Source organism: Pseudomonas sp. ok266 (assembly GCF_900110195.1).
Lineage (GTDB): Bacteria > Pseudomonadota > Gammaproteobacteria > Pseudomonadales > Pseudomonadaceae > Aquipseudomonas > Aquipseudomonas neuropathica.
Map to the genome: position 1 here is coordinate 47,709 of NZ_FOCU01000004.1, position 22,952 is coordinate 70,660.

Annotated in this window: 2 protein-coding genes (1 of these 2 only partly in view); both read left to right on the forward strand. The window is 63.5% G+C overall.

Annotation, left to right across the window (positions count from 1 at the left end):
• A complete protein-coding gene (locus BMY54_RS08245; RefSeq protein WP_093430741.1) occupies nt 1–13,017 on the forward strand; it encodes a non-ribosomal peptide synthetase in 13,017 nt (4,338 codons plus the stop codon).
• Nucleotides 13,014–22,952: the 5' portion of a non-ribosomal peptide synthase/polyketide synthase gene (locus tag BMY54_RS08250; RefSeq protein WP_093430742.1), read on the forward strand. It continues 7,905 nt past the right edge of the window; only the first 9,939 of its 17,844 coding nucleotides appear in the window; the start codon lies at nt 13,014–13,016; its stop codon lies beyond the right edge, outside the window. Before BMY54_RS08245 ends, BMY54_RS08250 begins: the two co-directional genes overlap by 4 nt.

Here is a 22,952-nt window from a genome sequence, read left to right on the forward strand (position 1 = left end):
ATGCATTTCAGCGAACTGATGGCTGCCATTTCCACCCGTGCGATCCGCCTTCAACAGGAAGATGAAGACCTGGTCATTCTGGGCAGCGACGACGCGCTGGATGACGCGTTGTGGGACAGCCTCGCGGCGCACAAGGCGCAACTGCTGGAGCTGGTCGCCCAACACGGCGGCGACTGGCTGAGCCCGGCCTTTCGCATTACCCCGGACATGCTGCCGCTGGTGGATCTGCAACAGGATGCCCTCAACGGCATCGTCGCCACGGTGCCGGGTGGCGCCGCCAACGTGCAGGACATCTATCCGTTGTCCGCGTTGCAGGAAGGCATGCTCTATCACCACCTCTCGGCCGCTGCCGGAGACCCTTACATCTCGCAGGCGCGCTTCGTATTCGACAGTCAGGAACGGCTGGATGCCTTCGCCGACGCGCTGCGCTGGGTGGTAAACCGTCACGACATCCTGCGCACCTCGTTCGTCTGGGAATACCTCGACGAAGCGCTGCAAGTGGTCTGGCGCGAGGCGCCGCTGGTGTGTGAGGAAGTCCCCGTCGACAGTGGCGCCGACGTGCTCACGCAACTGCTCGCACGCCACGACCCGCAGCACTTCCGTCTCGACATGCAGCAAGCGCCTTTGCTGCGTCTGGTGTATGCGCAGGATCCCGCGCAGGGCCGCGTGGTCGCGCTGTTGCTGTTTCATCACATGATCATGGATCACGTGGCGCTGGATGTGCTGCGCCGGGAAATTCAGGCCTGTCTGCTCGGGCAGACCGCGCAAGTGCCTGCCGCTGTGCCGTATCGCGATCACTTGGCCAGGGCACGCAATGCCGGTAACGAGCAGGCACAGGAAGCGTTTTTCCGCGACATGCTCGCGGATATCGACGAGCCGACGCTGCCCTGTGGTTTGCAGGATGTGCAGGGCGATGGCCGCGCCATCGAGGAAGCCTCGCTGATGCTCGACAGCCGCTTGAGCCGGCAGTTGCGCGAGCAGGCGCGGCAGCTCGGCGTCAGCGTCGCGAGCCTGACGCATCTGGCGCTGGCGCGGGTGCTCGGGCAATTGTCCGGGCGCACGGCGGTGGTGTTCGGCACCGTGCTGCTGGGGCGGATGGACGCGGGCGAGGGCGGTGAGCAGGCGTTGGGCATGTTCATCAACACCTTGCCGCTGCGCGTTGATGTTGGCGAGCAAAGCGTGCGCGCCGGCGTGCTGGCGACCCATCGGCGCCTGACCGCGCTGCTGGCGCACGAGCAGGCTTCGCTAGCCCTGGCGCAACGCTGCAGCGCCGTTGCGGTGCCGACGCCGCTGTTCAGCGCGATCCTCAACTACCGACACAGCAGCGTTGAGGAAGTGGCGGAGGTGATCGACATCGCCCCCGGTGTGCAGGTGTTGGGTGCCCGCGAGCGCACCAACTATCCGCTGACCATCAACATCGATGACCTCGGCGCCGACTTGCGCATCACCGCGCTGGCGGATGCAGCACTGGGGGCCGAGCGCATGGCCGCGTACCTGAACACGGCGCTGGAGAGTCTGCTCGCAGCCTTGCAAGCCAGCGCCGATGTGCCGCTGCAAACGCTGCGCATCCTCCCGGCCAGCGAACGCGAACACTTGCTGTACGGCGTCAATTCGCCGCTGGCACAGTTCCCGGAAACCCTGTTGATTCATCAGCAATTCGAAACCCATGCCCAGGCCCAGCCTGAGGCCACGGCGCTGATATTCGACGGACAAACCCTCAGTTACGGCGAACTCAACCGCCGTGCCAACCAGGTGGCGCATCATCTGCTGGCCCTGAACATTCGTCCCGACGACCGCGTGGCGATCTGCGTCGAGCGTGGCGCGCCAATGATCATCGGCCTGCTTGGTGTGCTCAAGGCCGGCGCCGGTTACGTGCCGATCGATCCGGCCTATCCGCTCGACAGAATCAGCTTCACCTTGCAGGACAGCGCCCCGGCAGCGGTGCTGATGCAGGCGGCGACGCGCGAGCGCGTGGCCGCTCTCGAAGTGCCGCAGATCGACCTCGACAGCGCTCACCTCAAGGCCGAACTCGACAGCAACCCGCAGATCCCCGAGCTGACCCCGGCGCATCTGGCGTACGTGATCTACACCTCCGGTTCCACCGGTTTACCCAAAGGCGTGATGGTCGAGCACTGCAACGTGGCGCGGTTGTTTTCCGCCACCCACGATTGGTTCCAGTTCAACCCGCAAGACATCGGGGTGTTGTTCCATTCCTTCGCGTTCGACTTCTCGGTCTGGGAAATCTGGGCCGCGCTGGCGTTCGGCGGGCAATTGCTGCTGATCCCGCAAGCCGTCAGCCGTTCGCCGGACGACTGCTATGCATTGCTCTGCCAGACCGGCGTGACCGTACTCAACCAGACGCCGAGCGCCTTCCGCCAACTGATCGCCGCGCAGGGCCGCAGTCAGCTGCAACACTCGTTGCGGGAAGTGGTGTTCGGCGGCGAAGCGCTGGAACCGGGCTTGCTCAAGCCGTGGTATGCGCGGGTCGGCAATGCCGGCACGCGGTTGGTGAACATGTACGGCATCACCGAAACCACCGTGCACGTGACCTATCGGCCGCTGCAAGCCGCCGACGCGCAGTTGCTCGGCGTCAGCCCGATTGGCGTGCGCATTCCCGATCTGCAACTGTATATCCTCGATGCTCAGCGCGAACCGGTTCCGGTCGGCGTGGTCGGCGAGTTGTACGTCGGCGGGGCCGGGGTGGCGCGCGGTTATCTGAATCGTGAAGCATTGACTGCCGAGCGTTTTATCAATGATCCGTTCACTGAAAATGTCGATGCGCGGCTGTACAAAACCGGAGACCTTGCGCGCTGGGCTGCGGATGGCAGCCTCGAATACCTCGGTCGCAATGACGATCAAGTAAAAATTCGCGGCTTCCGCATTGAGCTGGGCGAGATCGAGGCACGTCTGTCTAGTTGCGAAGGCGTGCGCGAAGCCGTGGTCATCGCCCGTGAGGACAGCCCCGGCGATCAGCGTCTGGTCGCCTACTGGCTGGCCGATGAAGGTGCGGCGCCGGATGTGGCGCAATTGCGTGATCATCTGTTGGCGGGGTTGGCTGACTACATGGTGCCGAGCGCCTTCGTGCGCCTGGAAGCCTTCCCGCTGACCACCAACGGCAAGCTCGACCGCAAAGCCTTGCCGGCACCGGACAGCGATGCATTCGCGCGGCGCGGTTTCGAAGCGCCGGTCGGAGCGGTAGAGAATCTGATCGCTGGTCTCTGGCAGACATTGCTTGGTGTCGAGCAGGTCGGCCGCCATGACAATTTCTTCGAGCTCGGCGGTCATTCGCTGCTGGCAGTGAAGCTGATCGAACGCATGCGCCAACAGGATCTGCACTGTGATGTGCGCGTGCTGTTCGGTCAGCCGAGTGTGGCCGCGCTGGCGGCGACCTTGAGCAGCGAACGCGGCATCGTCGTTCCCGACAACCTGATCGAGCCGGGTTGTACGCGCATCACCCCGGCCATGCTGCCGCTGAGCAATCTCGATCAAGCCGCAATCGACCGTGTCGTTGCCAGCGTGCCGGGCGGCAGCGCCAATGTGCAGGATATCTATGGCCTGGCGCCTTTGCAGGCAGGGATTCTCTATCATCATCTGGCAACCAGTGCCGGTGATCCGTATGTGTTGCAGGCGCAATTTGCCTTCGACGGTCTGGCACAGATCAAAACCTTCGTTCGCGCCTTGAACGGCGTCATCCAACGCCACGACATTCTGCGCACCGGCATCGTCTGGGAGGGGCTTGAAGAGGCGGTACAAGTGGTCTGGCGCGAGGCGCCGCTGGCGCTGCAACGCGTCGATGCCGACGAACTCGACGGCGACGTGCTCGAGCAGATGCAGGCGCGTTTCGATCCACGCCACTATCGTCTGGACCTCAATCGCGCGCCGCTGATGCGTTTTGTCTATACCGAAGATCAGCCAAACCAGCGCTGGATCGGCATTCTCCTGATGCACCATATCGTCCTCGACCACACCGCACTGGACGTGCTGGTCGCGGAAATGAATGACGTCATGCTTGGCCGCAGCGAGGATCTGCCGCCGCCGGTGCAATACCGCCACTTTGTCGCCCAGGCGCGGCTCGGCGTTGATGATCAGGCCCATGAGGCGTTCTTCCGCGAGATGCTTGGCGATATCGACGAGCCGACCGTGGCCTTCGGTCTGCAGGACGTGCACGGCGACGGCAGCGACATTCTCGACAGTCATTCCGAACTCGATGCCGACCTCGGTAAACGTCTGCGTGAGCAGGCGCGGCGGCTCGGTGTCAGTGTGGCCAGTCTGGTGCATCAGGCCTGGGCTCAGGTGTTGTCGCAGGTGTCCGGCCAGCAGGACGTGGTGTTCGGCACGGTATTGCTCGGGCGCATGCAGGGCGGCGAAGGCGCAGATCGGGCGTTGGGCATGTTCATCAACACCTTGCCGCTGCGCGTCAGCGTCGGGGCGGATTCGGTAGAGAGCGGCGTGCGGGGTACCCATGCGCGTCTGGCGCAATTGCTCGGCCACGAGCAAGCCTCGCTGGCACTGGCCCAGCGTTGCAGTGGTGTCGGCGGTGCGCAGGCGCTGTTCAGCACTTTGCTCAACTACCGCCACAGCGCGCCCGAGTCGGCCGCTGTAGCGTGGGACGGCGTGCAGATTCTCAGCTCCCGCGAGCGCAGCAATTATCCGTTGGTGGTCAGCGTCGACGACCTCGGCGAAGGCTTCCGCGTGAGCGTGCAAGCTGTGCCACAGGTGGACGGCGCGCGGGTCTGCGATTTCTTGCAAACCGCGTTGCACAGTCTGGTCACGGCACTGGAGTACACGTCGCAGGCACCGTTGCAGCAACTGTCGATCCTGTCGCCGAGTGAGCGGCAGCGCGTGCTGGTCGGCTTCAACATCAGCGGTCGTGAATACCCGCCGGCGCAGACCGTGCCGCGCCTGTTCGCAGCGCAAGTGGCGGCGCACCCTGAGGCGCTGGCGGTGGTGCAGGGCGAGCAACAGCTCAGCTACCGCGAACTGAATCAGCGCGCCAATCGTCTCGCCCATCACTTGATCGGTCTCGGCGTGCAAGTCGACGACCGTGTTGCGCTGTGCCTGCGTCGCGGCCCGGACATGCTGGTTGCGCTGCTGGCGATTCTCAAGGCCGGCGCCGGTTACGTGCCGATCGATGCGGATTACCCGGCAGAGCGCATCGCCTACCTGTTGCAGGACAGCGACCCGATCGCGGTGCTGGCGCAGGCGTCGACGCGCGAGCTGCTTGGCGTTGTTCCCGTGATCGATCTGGATGCCGGCGACTGGCAGCACTTGCCTGACACCGACCCAGCGCTGTCGAGGCTGACCCCGGCGAATCTGGCCTACGTGATCTACACCTCCGGTTCCACCGGGCAGCCGAAAGGCGTGATGGTCGAGCACCGCACCCTGGAAAACCTCGTGCACTGGCACGCCGAAGCCTTCGATCTGCATGCCGGCAGCCACACCGCCAGCGTCGCCGGTTGCGGTTTCGATGCCATGGCCTGGGAAGTCTGGCCGGCGTTGTGCGTTGGCGCGACCGTGCATCTGCCACCGTCTTCGATCAAAAACGAACATCTTGATGAACTGCTCGAATGGTGGCGCGCGCAGCCGTTGCAGGTGAGCTTTCTGCCAACCCCGGTGGCCGAATATGCCTTCAGTCGTGAATTGGGTCATCCGACCCTGCGCACATTGCTGATCGGTGGCGATAAATTGCGCCAGTTCCCGCGAGATCAGACGTTCGATGTGATCAACAACTATGGCCCGACCGAAGCCACGGTGGTGGCGACGTCCGGGCGCATCGAACCCGGGCGGGTTTTGCACATTGGCCGGCCGATTGCCAATGCCAAAGTCTATTTGCTGGACCGTCAGCAACAACCAGTGCCGACCGGTGTGCAAGGCGAGTTGTATGTCGGCGGCGCCGGGGTTGCGCGCGGCTATCTGAATCGTCCGGAACTGACCTCAGCACAATTCCTTGACGACCCGTTCAGCGATGAACCGCATGCGCGGATGTACCGCACCGGCGACCTGGCGCGCTGGCTGGCGGACGGCAATATCGAATACCTGGGGCGTAACGATGATCAGGTAAAACTGCGCGGCGTGCGTATAGAACTCGGGGAAATCGAAGCGGCGCTGAGCGCACATGATGCGGTCCGCGAATGCGTGGTGCTTGTGCGCGACGGCCGTCTGGTCGCCTGGTTTACCGCCATCGAGTCTGTCGAGATCGGCGATTTGCATCAGTATCTGCACGCGCGGCTGCCGGACACTTTGGTCCCGGCCGCTTACGTGCGACTGGACAGCCTGCCGCTCACGGCTCACGGCAAACTCGACCGCAAGGCCTTGCCCGAACCGGATCAGGACGCGTGGCTCAGCCGTGAATATGAAGCGCCACAAGGCCCGGTCGAAATGGCGCTGGCGCAGATCTGGGCCGACGTCCTCAACATCGAGCAGATCGGCCGTCACGACAATTTCTTCGAACTCGGCGGCCATTCGCTGTTGGCGGTGAGCCTGATCGAGCGCATGCGTCAGGCCGGTCTGAGCGCCGATGTGCGCGTGCTGTTCAACCAACCGAGCCTGGCCGCGCTGGCGCGGGCCTTGGGCAGTGGCCGGGAAATCGCAGTGCCGGCCAATCTGATTGCGGCCGATTGCACGCACATCACCCCGGACATGCTGACCCTGACCACGCTGGATCAGGCCAGCATTGATCGTATCGTCGCGACGGTGCCGGGCGGTGCTGCGAATGTGCAGGATATCTATCCGCTGGCGCCGTTGCAGGAAGGCATTCTTTATCACCACCTCAGTGCCGAACAGGGCGATCCGTACCTGCTGCAATCGCGTCTGGCCTTCGACAGCCTTGAACGTCTGCACAGCTTCGCCGAGCACTTGCAGCAGGTCATCGCCCGTCACGACATCTTGCGCACCAGCGTGGTCTGGGAAGGCTTGCCGAGCCCGCATCAGGTGGTCTGGCGCACGGCGCAGATGGTCGTGCAACAAGTGCTGCCGGATGCGCAGGACGGCGACATTCTCGAACAGCTGCACGCGCGTTTCGATGCCCGGCATTTCCGCCTCGACCTCAATCAAGCTCCGTTGATCCGCATGGTCTACGCCGAGGATCCGGCGCAACAGCAAGTCGTCGCCATCGTGCTGTTCCATCACTCGATTCTCGACCACACCGCCATGGACGTGATCGGCCGGGAAATGCATGCGTTGATGTTCGATCAGCTCGACACGCTGACGCCGCCGATGCCGTACCGCAATTACGTGGCGCAGGCACGCCTCGGCGCCGATGAGCAGGAACATGAGGCGTTCTTCCGCGAGATGCTCGGCGACATCGACGAGCCGACTTTGCCCTTCGGTCTGCAGGATGTTCAGGGCGACGGGCGTGGCATCGAAGAAGCGCTGCAAGCGGTGGATGCCGCGCTCAATCGGCGTCTGCGTGAACAGGCGCGGCAGTTGGGCGTCAGCCCGGCGAGCCTGATGCACATGGCCTGGGCGCAAGTGTTGGGCGTCGTTTCCGGCCGTCGCGACGTGGTCTTCGGCACCGTGTTGATGGGGCGCATGCAGGGCGGTGAGGGCGCCGACCGCACGTTGGGGGTGTTTATCAACACCCTGCCGCTGCGGGTGGGGCTCGCTGAAAGTGTGCGCGCCGGGGTGAAAACCACCCACGCGCGGCTGACGGCGCTGCTCGCTCATGAACACGCGTCACTGGCGCTGGCTCAACGCTGCAGCGGCATGCCGGGTTCGGCGCCGCTGTTCAGCGCCTTGCTCAATTACCGGCACAGCGCCGCCGCACAACAGCCGCGCGACGGCCAGGGGATCTGGCAAGGCGTGCGCATGCTCGGTGGCGAGGAGCGCAGCAACTATCCGCTGACCCTGTCGGTGGATGATCTGGGCGACGGTTTTGCCTTGGACGTGCTGGCGCTCGCCGAGATCGGTGCGCAGCGGATCTGCAGTTACATGCACACCGCACTGGAGCAACTGGTGCAAGCGCTGGAGCAGCAGCCCCAAATGCCACTCAATCAGCTACCGATTCTGTCGCTGCCGGAGCAGACGCGACTGCTGGTCGATTTCAATCGGAGTGCCGTCGCGTTTCGCCGTGGCGCAACCCTTCATGCGCTGGTCGAGACTCAGGCGGCACAACGGGCGGAGGCGCTGGCGGTGGTGCAGGGCGGGCAAGCGTTGACCTATGGCCAGCTCAATCAACGCGCCAACCGCCTGGCTCACCATCTGCTCAGCCTTGGCGTGCAGCCTGACGACCGCATCGCCGTGTGCGTGCGGCGCAGCCCGCAGATGCTGGTGGCGCTGCTGGCGATCCTCAAGTCCGGCGCCGGTTATGTGCCGGTCGACCCGGCCTATCCGGCGGAACGCATTGCCTACTTGCTTGAGGACAGCGCGCCGTTGGCGGTTCTGGCCGAGGCTTCGACGCGTGATTTGCTCGGTGCTGCGTCTGTGATCGATCTCGATCGCCTTGACTGGGCGCATCTGCCGGACCGCAATCCGCAGGTGCCGACGCTGACCCCGGCGCATCTGGCCTACGTGATCTACACCTCGGGCTCCACCGGCCAGCCGAAAGGCGTGATGGTCGAACACGCGACGCTGGAAAACCTCGTGCACTGGCACAACGGCGCCTTTGACCTGCACGCGGGCAGTCACACGTCGAGTGTCGCCGGGTTTGGTTTCGATGCCATGGCGTGGGAGGTCTGGCCAGCGCTGTGCATCGGCGCGACCGTGCATCTGCCACCGCAATCGGTGAGCAACGAGCACCTCGACGAATTGCTGGCGTGGTGGCGCGCGCAGCCGTTGCAGGTGAGTTTCCTGCCCACGCCTGTCGCCGAATACGCCTTCAGTCGTGACCTCGGCCACCCGACCTTGCGCACGCTGCTGATCGGTGGCGACAAATTGCGCCAGTTCCCGCGTCAGCAGACGTTCGCGGTGATCAACAACTACGGCCCGACCGAAGCTACGGTGGTTGCCACCTGCGGCGCGGTCGAGGCCGGGCAGGTGCTGCACATCGGTCGGCCGATGGCCAACGCGAAGATTTACCTGCTCGATGACCAGCAGCGCCCCGTACCAGTTGGCGTCGCTGGCGAGTTGTATGTCGGCGGTGCCGGCGTGGCGCGCGGTTATCTGCATCGCCCCGAGCTGACTGCCGAACGCTTCCTCGACGATCCGTTCAGCGATGAACCGCAGGCGCGCATGTACCGCACCGGCGACCTCGCACGCTGGCTGGCTGACGGCAACGTCGAATACCTGGGGCGCAACGATGATCAGGTCAAACTGCGCGGCGTGCGCATCGAATTGGGCGAAATCGAAGCGGCGTTGAGCGCTCACGAGGCTGTGCAGGATTGCGTGGTGTTGGTGCGCGACGGCCAGTTGCTGGCCTGGTTTACCGAACGCCTGAACGTCGAAATCGAGGATTTGCGCAGTCATTTGCAAGCGCAGTTGCCGCAAACCCTGGTGCCTGCCGCTTACGTGCGCCTGCCAGCACTGCCGCTGACCGCCAACGGCAAACTCGACCGCAAGGCGTTGCCAGAACCGGATCAAACGGCGTGGCTGAGCCGCGAATATGCCGCGCCACAAGGTTCGGTGGAAATCGCCTTGGCGCAGATCTGGTCGGACGTCCTCAAGGTCGAAAAGATCGGCCGTCACGACAACTTCTTCGAACTGGGCGGGCATTCATTACTGGCGGTGACGCTGATCGAGCGCATGCGTCAGGTCGATCTGAGCACCGACGTGCGCGTGCTGTTCAGCCAACCGACCCTGGCTGCGCTGGCGGCGGCAGTGGGCAGTGGCCGCGAGGTCGCCGTGCCGGACAATCTGATTCCTGCCAATTGCACGCACATCACTGCGGACATGCTGCCGCTGGTGCAACTGGATCAGGCCAGTATCGAGCGCATCGTCGCCACGGTGCCGGGCGGCGCGGCCAACGTGCAGGACATTTACCCGCTGGCACCGTTGCAGGAAGGGATTCTGTATCACCACCTCAGTGCGGTTCAGGGCGATCCGTACCTGCTGCAATCGTGTCTGGCGTTCGACAGTATTGGACGGTTTCAAGGGTTCGCGGCGGCGTTGCGTCAGGTCATGACGCGCCACGATATCCTGCGCACATCGATTGTCTGGCAAGGCTTGGCGGCGCCGGTACAAGTGGTCTGGCGCCGTGCGGAGTTGCCGGTCCAAGTGGTGGCGCTGGAACCCGCGCAGGGCGAAGCCATCGATCAACTACGTGCACGCTTCGATGCGCGGCACTGGCGTCTGGAACTTGATCAGGCACCGTTGCTGCGTTTGGTGTATGCCCTCGATCCGGACAATCAGCGTGTCGTCGCCATGCTGTTGTTCCATCACATTGCCATGGACCACACCGCGCTGGCGGTGGTCAGCGCAGAAATGCAGGCGATTTTGCACGGTGATGAGCGACTGCCTGTATCCGCCGTGCCATACCGCAATTATGTCGCGCAAACCCGCCTCGGCGTCAGCGAACAAGAGCACGAAGCGTTCTTCCGCGAGATGCTCGGCGACATCGACGAGCCGACACTGCCGTTCGGTTTGCAGGATGTGCATGGCGACGGGAATGACATCGAGGAAGTCTGCCAGCCACTGCCTGCCGCGGTGGCGCAGCGTTTGCGCAGTCAGGCGCGGTTGCTCGGCGTCAGCGTCGCCAGTCTGTTTCATCTCGCTTGGGCGCAGGTGCTGGCGGCAACGTCGGCTCAGGAGCGCGTTGTCTTCGGCACGGTGCTGCTGGGCCGCATGCAGGGCGGCGCGGGCGCAGATCGCGGGCTGGGCATGTTCATCAACACTTTGCCATTGCGCGTGGATGTCGACGAAACCGCCGTGCGCGCCGGGGTCAAGGCAACGCATGCGCGGCTCAGTGCGCTGTTGGCACACGAACATGCTTCGCTGGCATTGGCCCAGCGTTGCAGCGGTGTCGCGGCGCCGTCACCACTGTTTAGCGCGATGCTCAATTATCGCCATAGCGACAGCGAAGCTCAGCAAAATACCAAGCGCGAGGCCTGGCAGGGCATCGAATCCCTGGCCGGCGAGGAGCGCACCAACTACCCGTTGACCCTCAATGTCGACGATCTGGGCAGCGGTTTTGAACTGACGGTGATGACGCCGTCGCGCATTGGCGCGGCACGTCTCGGCCAGTACATGCACAACGCGCTGATCGTGCTGGTTGAAGCGTTGGAGCACACACCGCAGCAACCGTTGAACGGCCTGACGGTGTTGCCGGACGAAGAGCGCCGGGCGTTGCTGTTCGGCCTCAACGATACCGCCGTCGATTACGACTTGCAGCAGACGCTGCACGGCTTGTTTGAAGCGCAGGTGCAGCGTACGCCGGAGGCAGTGGCCGTCGTTGCCGGCGAACAGGCATTGAGCTACACGCAGCTGAACGAGCGCGCCAATCGCTTGGCCCGGCACCTGCTCAGCCTTGGCGTGCAAGTGGATTCGCGGGTGGCGATCTGCGTCGAGCGCAGCCTGGAAATGGTCATCGGCCTGCTGGCAATCAACAAGGCCGGCGCTGGTTATGTGCCGCTCGATCCGGCCTATCCGCCGGAGCGTCTGGCCTACATGCTCGAGGACAGCGCGCCGGCCGTGGTGCTGGTGCACGGGGCTACCAGCGAGTTGCCGGGAGATATCACGGCGGCAGTGGTCGATCTTGACCAGAACAGCTGGCAATCCTTGTCCGCCGAAAATCCGCAAATCCCGACGTTGACACCACAGCACAGCGCCTACGTGATCTACACCTCCGGCTCGACCGGCCAACCCAAAGGCGTGGTCAACGAGCATGCCGGGGTGGTCAACCGCTTGTTGTGGATGCAGGACGCCTATCGCCTGACCGCTGCCGATTCGGTGTTGCAGAAAACCCCATTCAGTTTTGACGTCTCGGTATGGGAGTTCTTCTGGCCGCTGATGACCGGCGCGCGCCTGGTCATGGCGCAGCCCGGCGGGCACAAGGATCCGCAGTACCTGAGCGAAGTGATCGAGCGCGAACACATCACCACGCTGCACTTTGTGCCGTCGATGCTCGATGTGTTCCTCGCCAATAGCGACACCACACGCTGCGACAGCTTGCGGCAGGTGATGTGCAGCGGTGAGGCGTTGCCGGGCCGTGTGGTGCGGCGTTTCAAACTGCAATTGCCGGGCAGCGCGTTGCATAACCTGTACGGCCCGACCGAAGCCGCCGTCGATGTCACCGCGTGGGACTGCGCGGGAACGATCGAGCAAACCCCGGACAACACACCAATCGGCAAGCCGATCGCCAACACCCGTATGTACATCCTCGATGCGCAACAGCAGCCCGTGCCGCAAGGCGTGATCGGCGAGCTGTACATCGCTGGCGTGCAGGTGGCGCGTGGTTATCTCAATCGGCCGCAACTGACGGCCGAACGCTTCCTCGAAGATCCGTTTCATCCGCATGGGCGGATGTATCGCACCGGTGACGTCGCCCGCTATCTGGCGGACGGCAACATCGAATACCTGGGGCGTAACGACGATCAGGTGAAGATCCGTGGCTTGCGTATCGAACTGGGCGAAATTCAGGCCGGCATTGCCCGGATCGAAGCTGTGCAGGAGGCGGTGGTGGTCGCCCGCGAAGACGTGCCCGGCGACAAACGTCTGGTCGCCTATTACACCGGTGAGCGTTTGGAAATCGACCTGCTGCGCAGTCACTTGCTCGAGCACTTGCCGGATTACATGGTGCCTACGGTGTTTGTGCATCTCGATAGTTTGCCGCTGAGCCCCAACGGCAAGCTCGACCGCAAGGCGCTGCCGGCGCCGGATCAGCAATCGCTGCAAACCCGCGAATACGAAGCCCCGGTCGGCGACGTCGAAATCACCCTGGCACGGCTCTGGGCCGAGCTGCTTAACGTCGAACGGGTAGGGCGTCACGACCATTTCTTTGAACTGGGTGGTCACTCATTACTGGCGGTCAGTCTGATCGGCCGGTTACGTCAGGAAGGCATGGAAGCCGATGTCAGGGCGTTGTTCGAACAACCGACCCTGGCCGGCTACGCCGCAATTACGGAAAGAATGGAGATCGTCCTGTGAATGTGCTCGAACTGTTGGCAACCCTGAAGACAAAAGACATTCAGTTGGCGGTGACCGATGAGCAATTGCGCGTCAACGGCAACAAACAGGCGTTGAGCGATCCGGCGCTGCTGGCCGCGCTGCGCGAGCACAAACCGGCGCTGATCGAACTGATCAAGGCCGGCCAATACTCGGCCAGCCGCGTCGGCCAGATTGACGTTCCGGATAACGGCATCCTCCCCGGCACCACGCGCATCACGCCAGCGATGGTGACCCTGGCTGACGTGGATCAGGCGACCCTCGACCGCTTGCTCGCCGAGGTACCGGGCGGCGCCGCCAATGTTCAGGACATCTACCCACTGGCGCCGTTGCAGGAAGGCATTCTCTATCACCACGCGAGCAACGAGCAGGGCGATCCCTACGTCATGCAATCGTACTTTGCGTTCAGCAGCCGTGAGCGTCTGCAGGACTTCGCTCAAGCTTTGCAAAAGGTCATCGATCGCCACGACATCTTGCGTACTGCGGTGCATTGGGAAGGGCTGGACGTGCCGCTGCAAGTGGTCTGGCGTCAGGCACCGTTGCCGATGGAAGAGATCGTGCTGGCAGACGGCGCAAGTGATGCGCTGCAGCAACTGCACGAACGTTTCGATGCGCGGCATTTCCGTTTGGACGTCCGGTGCGCGCCGATGATGCGTCTGGCCTACGCGTGGGATGAGGGTGGTCAGCGGGTGGTCGCGACGTTGTTGTTCCATCACATGGCGCTGGACCACTCGGCGCTCGACGTGGTGCGTCACGAACTGCTCGCCTGCCTCACTGGCCAGGCTCAATCGCTCGGGCGGCCGGTGCCGTTTCGCAATTACGTGGCGCAAGCGCGACTGGGCATCAGCGAAGCCGAACACGAGGTTTTTTTTCGCGACATGCTCGCTGACATAGCCGAGCCGACCCTGCCCTACGGTTTGCAGGACGTGCAGGGTGACGGCCTCGGTATCGCCGAGCTGAGCCTGCCGGTCAACCCATTGCTCGGCCAGCGTTTGCGCGCACAGGCGCGGCAGCTCGGCGTGAGTGTCGCGAGCCTGTTTCATCTGGGCTGGGCGCAGGTACTGGCGGTGCTCACCGGCAAACAAAACGTAGTGTTCGGTACGGTGCTGATGGGCCGTATGCAAGGTGCCGAAGCCACCGAGCGGGCGCTGGGGATTTTCATCAACACCTTGCCGCTGCGGGTCGATGTCGATGCACAAGGCGTGCGTGCGGCGGTGGAGGCGACGCACAAACGCCTGACCACGCTGATGCGCCATGAACACGCACCACTGGCGCTGGCCCAGCGTTGCAGTGGCGTGGTCGCACCGACACCGTTGTTCAGTGCCTTGCTCAATTACCGCCACAGCCACACGGCGGCGACGGCGAGTGCCGAGACCCTGGCGGCGTGGGAAGGCATCAGCACGATCAGCTCCGAAGAACGCACCAACTACCCGCTGACCCTGAGCATCGACGATTTCGGCGATGCCTTCAGCCTGACGTTGCTGGCCACCACCGAGGTCGATCCACAGCGCATCTGCGATTACCTGCACTGCGCCATGGAGAGTCTGGTGCTGGCACTGGAGCAGGCACCCGACACCGCGCTCAACCAGTTGCCGATTCTGCCGACGGCCGAGCGCGAGCAGGTGCTGTTGGCGTTCAATGACAACCACGCCGAATTCCCGGCAATGTTGACCATCGCCCAGCGTTTCGAGGCGCAAGTGGCGCAGCGGCCCGAAGCCGTTGCCGCGCAATACCTCGGTGAGCAATTGAGTTACGCCGAGCTCAACCGGCATGCCAACGCCTTGGCTCATCATCTGATCGCACTGGGTGTGAAACCCGATGATCGCGTCGCCATCGTCGCTCGCCGTGGCCTCGATACGCTGGTCGGGCTAGTGGCGATTCTCAAGGCCGGTGCCGGTTATGTACCGGTCGACCCGGCGCACCCGGCCGAACGTCTGCACTACTTGCTCAGCGACAGCGGCCCCGTTGCTGTGCTGGCCCAAAATAATCTGCGGGAGCGCTTGCCGACGCTGGCGGTGCCGGTGATCGATCTTGACCCGCGCACCTGGCCGCTGAGCGAGACCCTTGATCCGCAGGTGCCGGGCCTGACCGCCGCGCATCTGGCCTACGTGATCTACACCTCCGGCTCCACCGGCCTGCCCAAAGGCGTGATGGTCGAACACCGCACCTTGTCGAATCTGGTCGATTGGCATTGCTCAACGTTTGATCTGTGCGCCGGTCGTCACACTTCAAGCCTTGCCGGGTTCGGTTTCGACGCCATGGCCTGGGAAGTCTGGCCGGCGCTGTGTGCCGGCGCGACCCTGCATCTGGCACCGACTCACGAGGGCACCGAGGACATCGATGCGATGCTCGAGTGGTGGCGCGCGCAGCCACTGGACGTGAGTTTCCTGCCGACGCCCGTCGCCGAATACGCCTTCAGCCAGAACCTTGAACACCCGACGCTGCGCACACTGCTGATCGGTGGCGACCGCTTGCGCCAGTTCAGCCGCAACCAGCAATTCGACGTGATCAACAACTACGGCCCGACCGAAGCCACCGTGGTCGCGACCTCTGGGCGAATCGAGGCCGGCGATGCCTTGCACATCGGCAAACCGGTGACCAACGCCACGGTGTATCTGCTCGATGAACAGCAGCGCCCAGTGCCGATTGGCGTTATGGGCGAGTTGTATGTTGGCGGTGCCGGGGTCGCTCGCGGCTATTTGAACCGTGCCGACCTGAGCGCCGAGCGCTTCCTTCATGACCCGTTCAGCCCTTTGCCGAACCCGCGCATGTATCGCACCGGCGATCTCGCCCGCTGGCGCGCGGACGGCACGATCGAGTACCTGGGGCGTAACGACGATCAGGTGAAAATCCGTGGCGTGCGCATCGAACTCGGTGAAATCGAAACCCGCCTCAATCAGTTGCCCGGCATTCAGGAAGCCGTACTGCTGGCGCGTGAAGATGAGCCCGGCCAGCCGCGACTGGTGGCGTATTTCACCGAGCAGAGCCAGGTCGAACCGTTGGCCGTGGCCGAGTTGCGCGCGCACCTGCTGACCCAGTTACCGGAGTACATGGTGCCGGTGGCCTTCGTCAGACTCGACGCGCTGCCGTTGACCGCCAATGGCAAGGTCGACCGCAAGGCCCTGCCGAAACCCGAGCGAGCGGCGCTGTTCACCCGCGAATACGAGGCGCCGCACAACGAACTGGAAAGCGCCTTGGCGCAGATCTGGGCGCAGGTGCTGCAAGTCGAGCGAGTCGGGCGTCAGGATCATTTTTTCGAACTCGGTGGTCACTCGCTGTTGGCCATGCGCATGGTGTCCCAGGTTCGCCAGCGTCTTGGTGTCGAGCTGGCGCTGGGCGATCTGTTCGCCAATGCCGAACTGGCAGCGGTTGCCGAGGCGGTGGCGCAAGCCGGGCGCAGCACGCAACCGGAGATTGTCGCGGTGGCTCGTGACGGCGCTTTGCCGCTGTCGTTCGCCCAGCAACGCTTGTGGTTTCTCGCACAAATGGAAGGCGCCAACACCGCGTACAACATTCCCATCGGCCTGCGCCTGCGTGGGCAACTGAATGAGCATGCGCTGCAACAAGCCTTGGCGCGTATCGTTGCGCGTCACGAAACCCTGCGCAGCCGTTTCGCCCAGTTCAATGACCAGGCGCAAGTGCTGATCGCCCCGGTCGACAGCGGTCTGCTGCTGCGCGTTGAAGACCTGCGCCAGCATCCGCAAGCCGACCAGACCTTGGCGGCGCTGATTCAGGGCGAGGCCTCGGGACCGTTTGACTTGCAGGATGATGCACTGATTCGCGGACGCCTGGTGCGGCTGGCCGACGATCATCATGTGCTGTTGCTGACCCTGCACCACATCATCTCCGATGGCTGGTCGATGGGGGTTTTGACCCGCGAACTGATGGCGTTGTATCAGGCCTTCAGCCATGGCCAGCCTGACCCACTGCCGCCGCTGGCGTTGCAATACACCGATTACGCGGTGTGGCAGCGGCGCTGGCTCAGTGGCGAGGTTCTGGAGCGTCAAAGCGAGTATTGGCAACAAACGTTGGCGGGCGCTCCGGCACTGTTGACGCTGCCGACTGATCGCGTGCGCCCGGCGCAGCAGGATTACGCCGGCAACACCGTCGAGGTGGTGCTCGACGAACGCCTGAGCGCCGGGCTCAAGGCTTTGGCCCAGCGTCACGGCGTGACGATGTACATGCTCATGCTCGGCGCATGGGCGAGCCTGTTGAGTCGGTTGTCCGGGCAATCGGAAGTGGTCGTCGGTTCGCCGGTGGCCAACCGCACAAGGGCCGAAATCGAAGGCCTGATCGGCATGTTCGTCAATACCCTGGCCCTGCGTATCGATACCTCGGGCGCTTTGAGCACCGAGGCGCTGCTGGCGCGGGTCAAGGCGCGGACGCTGGATGCGCAGACGCATCAGGACCTGCCGTTCGAACAAGTGGTGGAAATCACCAGGCCTGCACGCAGCATGGCGCACAGCCCGTTGTTTCAAGCGATGTTCAGTTGGGACAGTGGCCACGGTGCCAGCCTGAGTCTCGGCGAGCTGACGCTGGAAAGCGTTGCCGAACCGAGCCACTTTGCCAAATTCGATGTGTCGCTGACGCTGGCAGATGCGCCGGACGGCATTCGCGGTGTGCTGGAGTACGCCGTTGCCTTGTTCGATGAGTCGACTATTCAACGTTACGTCGGCTACTTCCAGCGCCTGTTGCAGGCCATGGTCAGCAACGATCAAGCGATGTTGGAGCAGGTGACGTTGTTGACGGACGATGAGCGTCAGCATCTGCTGGTCGATCTGAACGCAACCACTGTCACCCACGATCTTGAGCAGACTGTTCATGCTCGCTTCGAGACGCAGGTGTTGCGCACGCCAGACGCGGATGCCTTGGTGGCCGGTGAATTGCGTTTGAGTTACGCCGAGTTGAACCGTCGCGCCAACCAGCTCGCCCATCACCTGCGCCAGTGCGGCGTGGGCCGCGATTCGCGGGTGGCGATCTGCGTCGAGCGCGGGCCGCAATTGCTGGTTGGTCTGTTGGCGATTCTCAAGGCCGGCGGTGCTTATGTGCCGCTGGACCCGGGGTATCCTGCTGAGCGTCTGGCCTACATGCTTGAGGACAGCGCGCCAGTGGCGGTGCTGGTGCATGCGCCGACGCGTGCGCTGATCGGCGAGTGGGCCGGCGTGTTGGTCGATTTCGACCAGTGCACCTGGCAAGACCTTGCGCAAAGCAATCCGCAGGTGCCAGGCCTGAGCGCCGCGAACCTGGCCTATGTGATTTACACCTCCGGCTCCACCGGCATGCCGAAGGGCGTGATGGTCGAACACCGCAATCTGGGCAATCTGCTGCACTGGAGCGCCAGCCTGTGTCCGCTTTCTACCGGCGCCGCGCTGTTGCAGAAAACCCCGCTGAGTTTCGACGCCTCGGTGTGGGAGCTGTTCTGGCCGTTGAGCTGCGGTATGCGTCTGATCCTCGCTGGCCCGGACGACCACCGCGATCCAGCCGCGCTGGTGCAACTGATTCGTGAGCAACAGGTCAACGTCGTTCAGTTTGTACCGGCGCTGTTGCAGCAATTCCTTGAAGTGGCAGAGGTGGGCGAGTGCAGCAGCCTTACCGATGTGTTCTGTGGTGGCGGTGCGCTGACGGCCGCGTTGGTGCGCAGCGTGCGCGAACATCTGCCGCAGGTACGCCTGCACAACGTTTATGGCCCGACCGAAGCCACCGTCGACAGCACCGTATGGACGCTGGAGGCGAATTCGCCGGTACCGCAAGGCGCGCCACCGATTGGCAAACCGCTGTGCAACACCCGCGTGTACATCCTTGATGCTCACCAACAACCGACGCCATTGGGGGTGGTCGGCGAGATGTATCTCGGCGGCGTGCAGGTGGCGCGGGGTTATCTGAATCGGCCTGAGCTGAGCGCCGAACGTTTCCTCGACGATCCGTTCAGTGATCAGCCCGGCGCACGTTTGTACCGCACGGGTGACGTCGCACGGTATCTGGCCGATGGCAACATCGAGTACCTGGGGCGTAATGACGATCAGGTCAAAATCCGTGGTTTACGCATCGAACTGGGCGAGATTCAGGCGCATCTGGCGCAGGTCGACGGTGTCCGCGAAGCGGCCGTGCTGGCCCGTGAAGACGTGTCGGGCGATCAGCGTCTGGTCGCGTACTACAGCGGCGAACTCGTCGAAACAGATCAGCTACGCAGCCAATTGCTCAAGCATCTGCCGGCCTACATGGTGCCTGCCGTGTTTGTGAATCTGCCGGCGTTGCCACTGAGCCCCAACGGCAAACTGGATCGCCAGGCCTTGCCGGCTCCTGACCAGACTGCGCTGCTGAGCCGGGAATACGAAGCTCCGATCGGTGAAGTCGAAACCGTGATTGCCGGGATTTGGGCCGAGTTGCTGAAGGTCGAGCGGGTAGGGCGCTTCGATCATTTCTTCGAACTGGGCGGCCACTCGTTGCTGGCAGTCAATCTGGTTGCGCGCATGCGTCGGGCCGGCCTGTCGGCGGACATTCGTGTGCTGTTCGGCCAACCGACGCTGGCCGCACTGGCGGCGGCAGTAGGCGGGGAGCCCGAAGCGCCGGTGCCGGCAAACCTGATTCCAGCCGATTGCCCGCGCATCACCCCCGAATTGTTGCCGCTGGTAGCGCTGGACCAAGCGACGATCGACCGTATCGTTGCAAGCGTCCCCGGCGGTGTGCGCAATGTTCAGGACATCTACCCGCTGGCACCATTGCAGACCGGCATCCTGTTCCATCATCTGTCGGCCGCGCACGGCGATCCATATGTGCTGCAGGCGCAGTTTGCCTTCGCCGATGAACAGCGTTTGCAAGTGTTCACTGATGCCCTGCAACGGGTAATCGAACGCCATGACATTCTGCGCACGTCGCTGTTCTGGGAGGGGCTGGAAGAGCCGGTGCAAGTGGTCTGGCGTGAGGCTTCGCTAGGCTGCGAGGCCTTGCCGCTAGACGCCGAAGCGGGCGATGCGCTAAGCCAGTTGCGCAGACGCTTCACCATCGATAACTACCGCATGCCCGTCACCGAGGCGCCGCTGATGCGCGTGGTGCACGGCCGCGATGAGGCCAATCAACGCGTGGTGGCGTTGCTGCTGTTCCATCACCTGGTGATGGATCACGTGGCGCTGGAGGTGTTGCAGCACGAGATGCAGGCGTTTCTGCTGGGCAACGACGGGCTGCTGAGCGAACCGGTGCCGTACCGCAATTACGTGGCGCACACCCGTTCCGGCCTGACCGCGCAAGCGCACGCCAGTTTCTTCGGCGAGATGCTCGGCGCTGTTGATGAGCCGACCTTGCCTTACGGGCAGAATCTGGCCAGCGACGGCCCTGCACAAGAGGCGCAACTGGACCTGGAAAACGCGCTGAGCCACAGCATCCGTCAGCAGGCCCGGCGTTTGGGGGTCAGCGCTGCCAGCCTGATGCACCTCGCCTGGGCACAGGTGCTGGGGCAATTGTCCGGCCGCGACGCCGTGGTGTTCGGCACGGTGTTGCTCGGGCGATTGCAGGGCGGTGAAGGATCGGAGCGCGCACTCGGTGTGTTCATCAATACCTTACCGCTGTGCATCGAACTGAATGCGCACAGCGTTAAAGGTGCGGCACTGGCGACCCACGAACGCCTGAGTCAGTTGCTCGCTCATGAGCACGCGCAACTGGCGCAGGTGCAACAGTACAGCGCGATGCCGGCGGGCACACCGTTGTTCAGTACGCTGCTCAACTATCGTCACAGCGTGCCGGTCGGGCCGATATCCGCTGAGGTGCAAGCGGCGTGGCACGGCATGCAATTGCTCGCTGCCGAGGAACACACCAACTATCGCCTGACTCTCAGCGTTGATGATCTCGGTGAAGACTTCCGCCTGAAGGTATTGGCCGGGGCCGGCATTGATGCGCAGCGTATCTGCGGGTACATGCAGGGAGCGTTGATGACGTTGCTGGAGGCACTGGAGCACACGCCGCACGTGGGCTTTGACCGGTTGTCGATCCTGCCGGCAGCTGAGCGCGAACAGTTGCTGGTGGATTTCAATGCGACCGAGGCTGACTACCCGCGTGGGCTGACGATTGCCCGGCGCTTCGAGTCGCAGGTCACCGAGCGTCCGCAGGCTATTGCAGCGGTGTTTGCCGGACAGCCACTGACTTACTTGCAGCTCAATCGCCAGGCCAATGCCTTGGCGCATCACTTGATCGCCATCGGGGTGAAAGCCGATGACCGCGTGGCCATCGTCGCCCGCCGGGGTCTGGATACATTGGTCGGGCTGGTCGCCATCCTCAAGGCCGGCGCCGGCTATGTGCCGATCGATCCGGCGCATCCCGTCGAGCGGATCAGTTATTTGCTGAGCGACAGCGCACCGGTCGCGGTGCTCACTCAAAGCGATCTGCACGAGAGACTGCCACAACCGGACGTGCCAGTGATTGATGTCGATCTGTGCGCATGGCCGGCGCAGGCGCAGCACAATCCTGCGGTGCCGGGCCTGAGCACTGCGCATCTGGCGTACGTGATCTACACCTCGGGTTCGACCGGTCTGCCCAAAGGCGTCATGGTCGAACATCAGACGTTGTCCAATCTGGTCGACTGGCACTGTGAAGCGTTCGATTTACGCGCCGGCAGCCACACCTCAAGCCTTGCCGGATTCGGTTTCGATGCGATGGCGTGGGAAGTCTGGCCGGCCCTGTGCGCGGGCGCGACCCTGCACCTGGCCCCAACCCATGACGGCGCTGAAGACATCGATGGGTTGCTCGACTGGTGGCGTGCGCAGCCGCTGGACGTGAGCTTTTTGCCAACACCGGTCGCCGAATATGCGTTCAGTCAGAACCTCGATCATCCGACCTTGCGCACCTTGCTGATCGGTGGCGATCGCTTGCGCCAGTTCAGCCGTCAGCAGCGCTTCGCCGTGATCAACAACTACGGCCCGACCGAGGCCACCGTGGTCGCGACTTCCGGGCGTATCGACGTTGGCGCGGCGTTGCACATTGGTAAACCGGTGGCGAACGCGGCGGTTTATTTGCTCGACGAGCAGCAACGGCCAGTGCCAATGGGCGTCATGGGCGAGTTGTACGTCGGTGGCGCGGGCGTGGCCCGGGGTTATCTGAACCGCGCCGATCTGACCGCTGAGCGCTTTCTGCACGACCCGTTCAGCCCCTTGCCGAATGCGCGCATGTACCGCACCGGTGACCTTGCCCGTTGGCGCGAAGACGGCTCGCTCGACTACCTGGGGCGTAACGACGACCAGGTGAAAATCCGTGGCATGCGCATTGAATTGGGCGAAATCGAGACTCGCCTCAATCAGCTCCCTGGTATTAACGAAGCGGTGTTGCTGGCCCGCGAGGACCAACCCGGCCAGCCGCGACTGGTGGCCTATTTCACCGAACAGGCGGGGGCCGAGGCACTGGCAGTGGGCGAGTTGCGCGAGCATCTGCTGACGCAGTTGCCGGACTACATGGTGCCGGCAGCGTTTGTCCGGCTCGAGGCTTTGCCGCTGACCGCCAATGGCAAAGTCGACCGCAAGGCATTGCCGAAACCAGACCTGGCCGCGCTGCCGACCCGCGAATACGAGGCTCCGCAAGGCGAGCTGGAAACCGCGCTGGCGCAGATCTGGACCGAAGTGCTGCAAGCCGGGCAGGTCGGCCGTCACGACCACTTCTTTGAACTGGGCGGTCATTCGCTGTTGGCGATGCGCATGGTCTCGCTGATCCGTCAGCGCCTCGGCGTCGAACTGGCGCTGAGTGATCTGTTTGCCGATGCGCAATTGAGCGCAATCGCTGCAGTATTGAACCGCGCCGGGCGCAGCGCGTTACCGGAGATCTTGCCGGCACCGCGTGATCAGGCGCTGCCGATGTCCTTCGCCCAACAGCGCCTGTGGTTTCTCGCGCAAATGGCGGGTGGCAACTCGGCGTACAACATTCCTCTCGGCTTGCGCCTG

Bases quoted from the DNA above. Each gene is read 5' to 3' on its own strand.
- BMY54_RS08245 (WP_093430741.1), top strand. From the start codon at position 1: ATGCATTTCAGCGAACTGATGGCTGCCATTTCCACCCGTGCGATCCGC.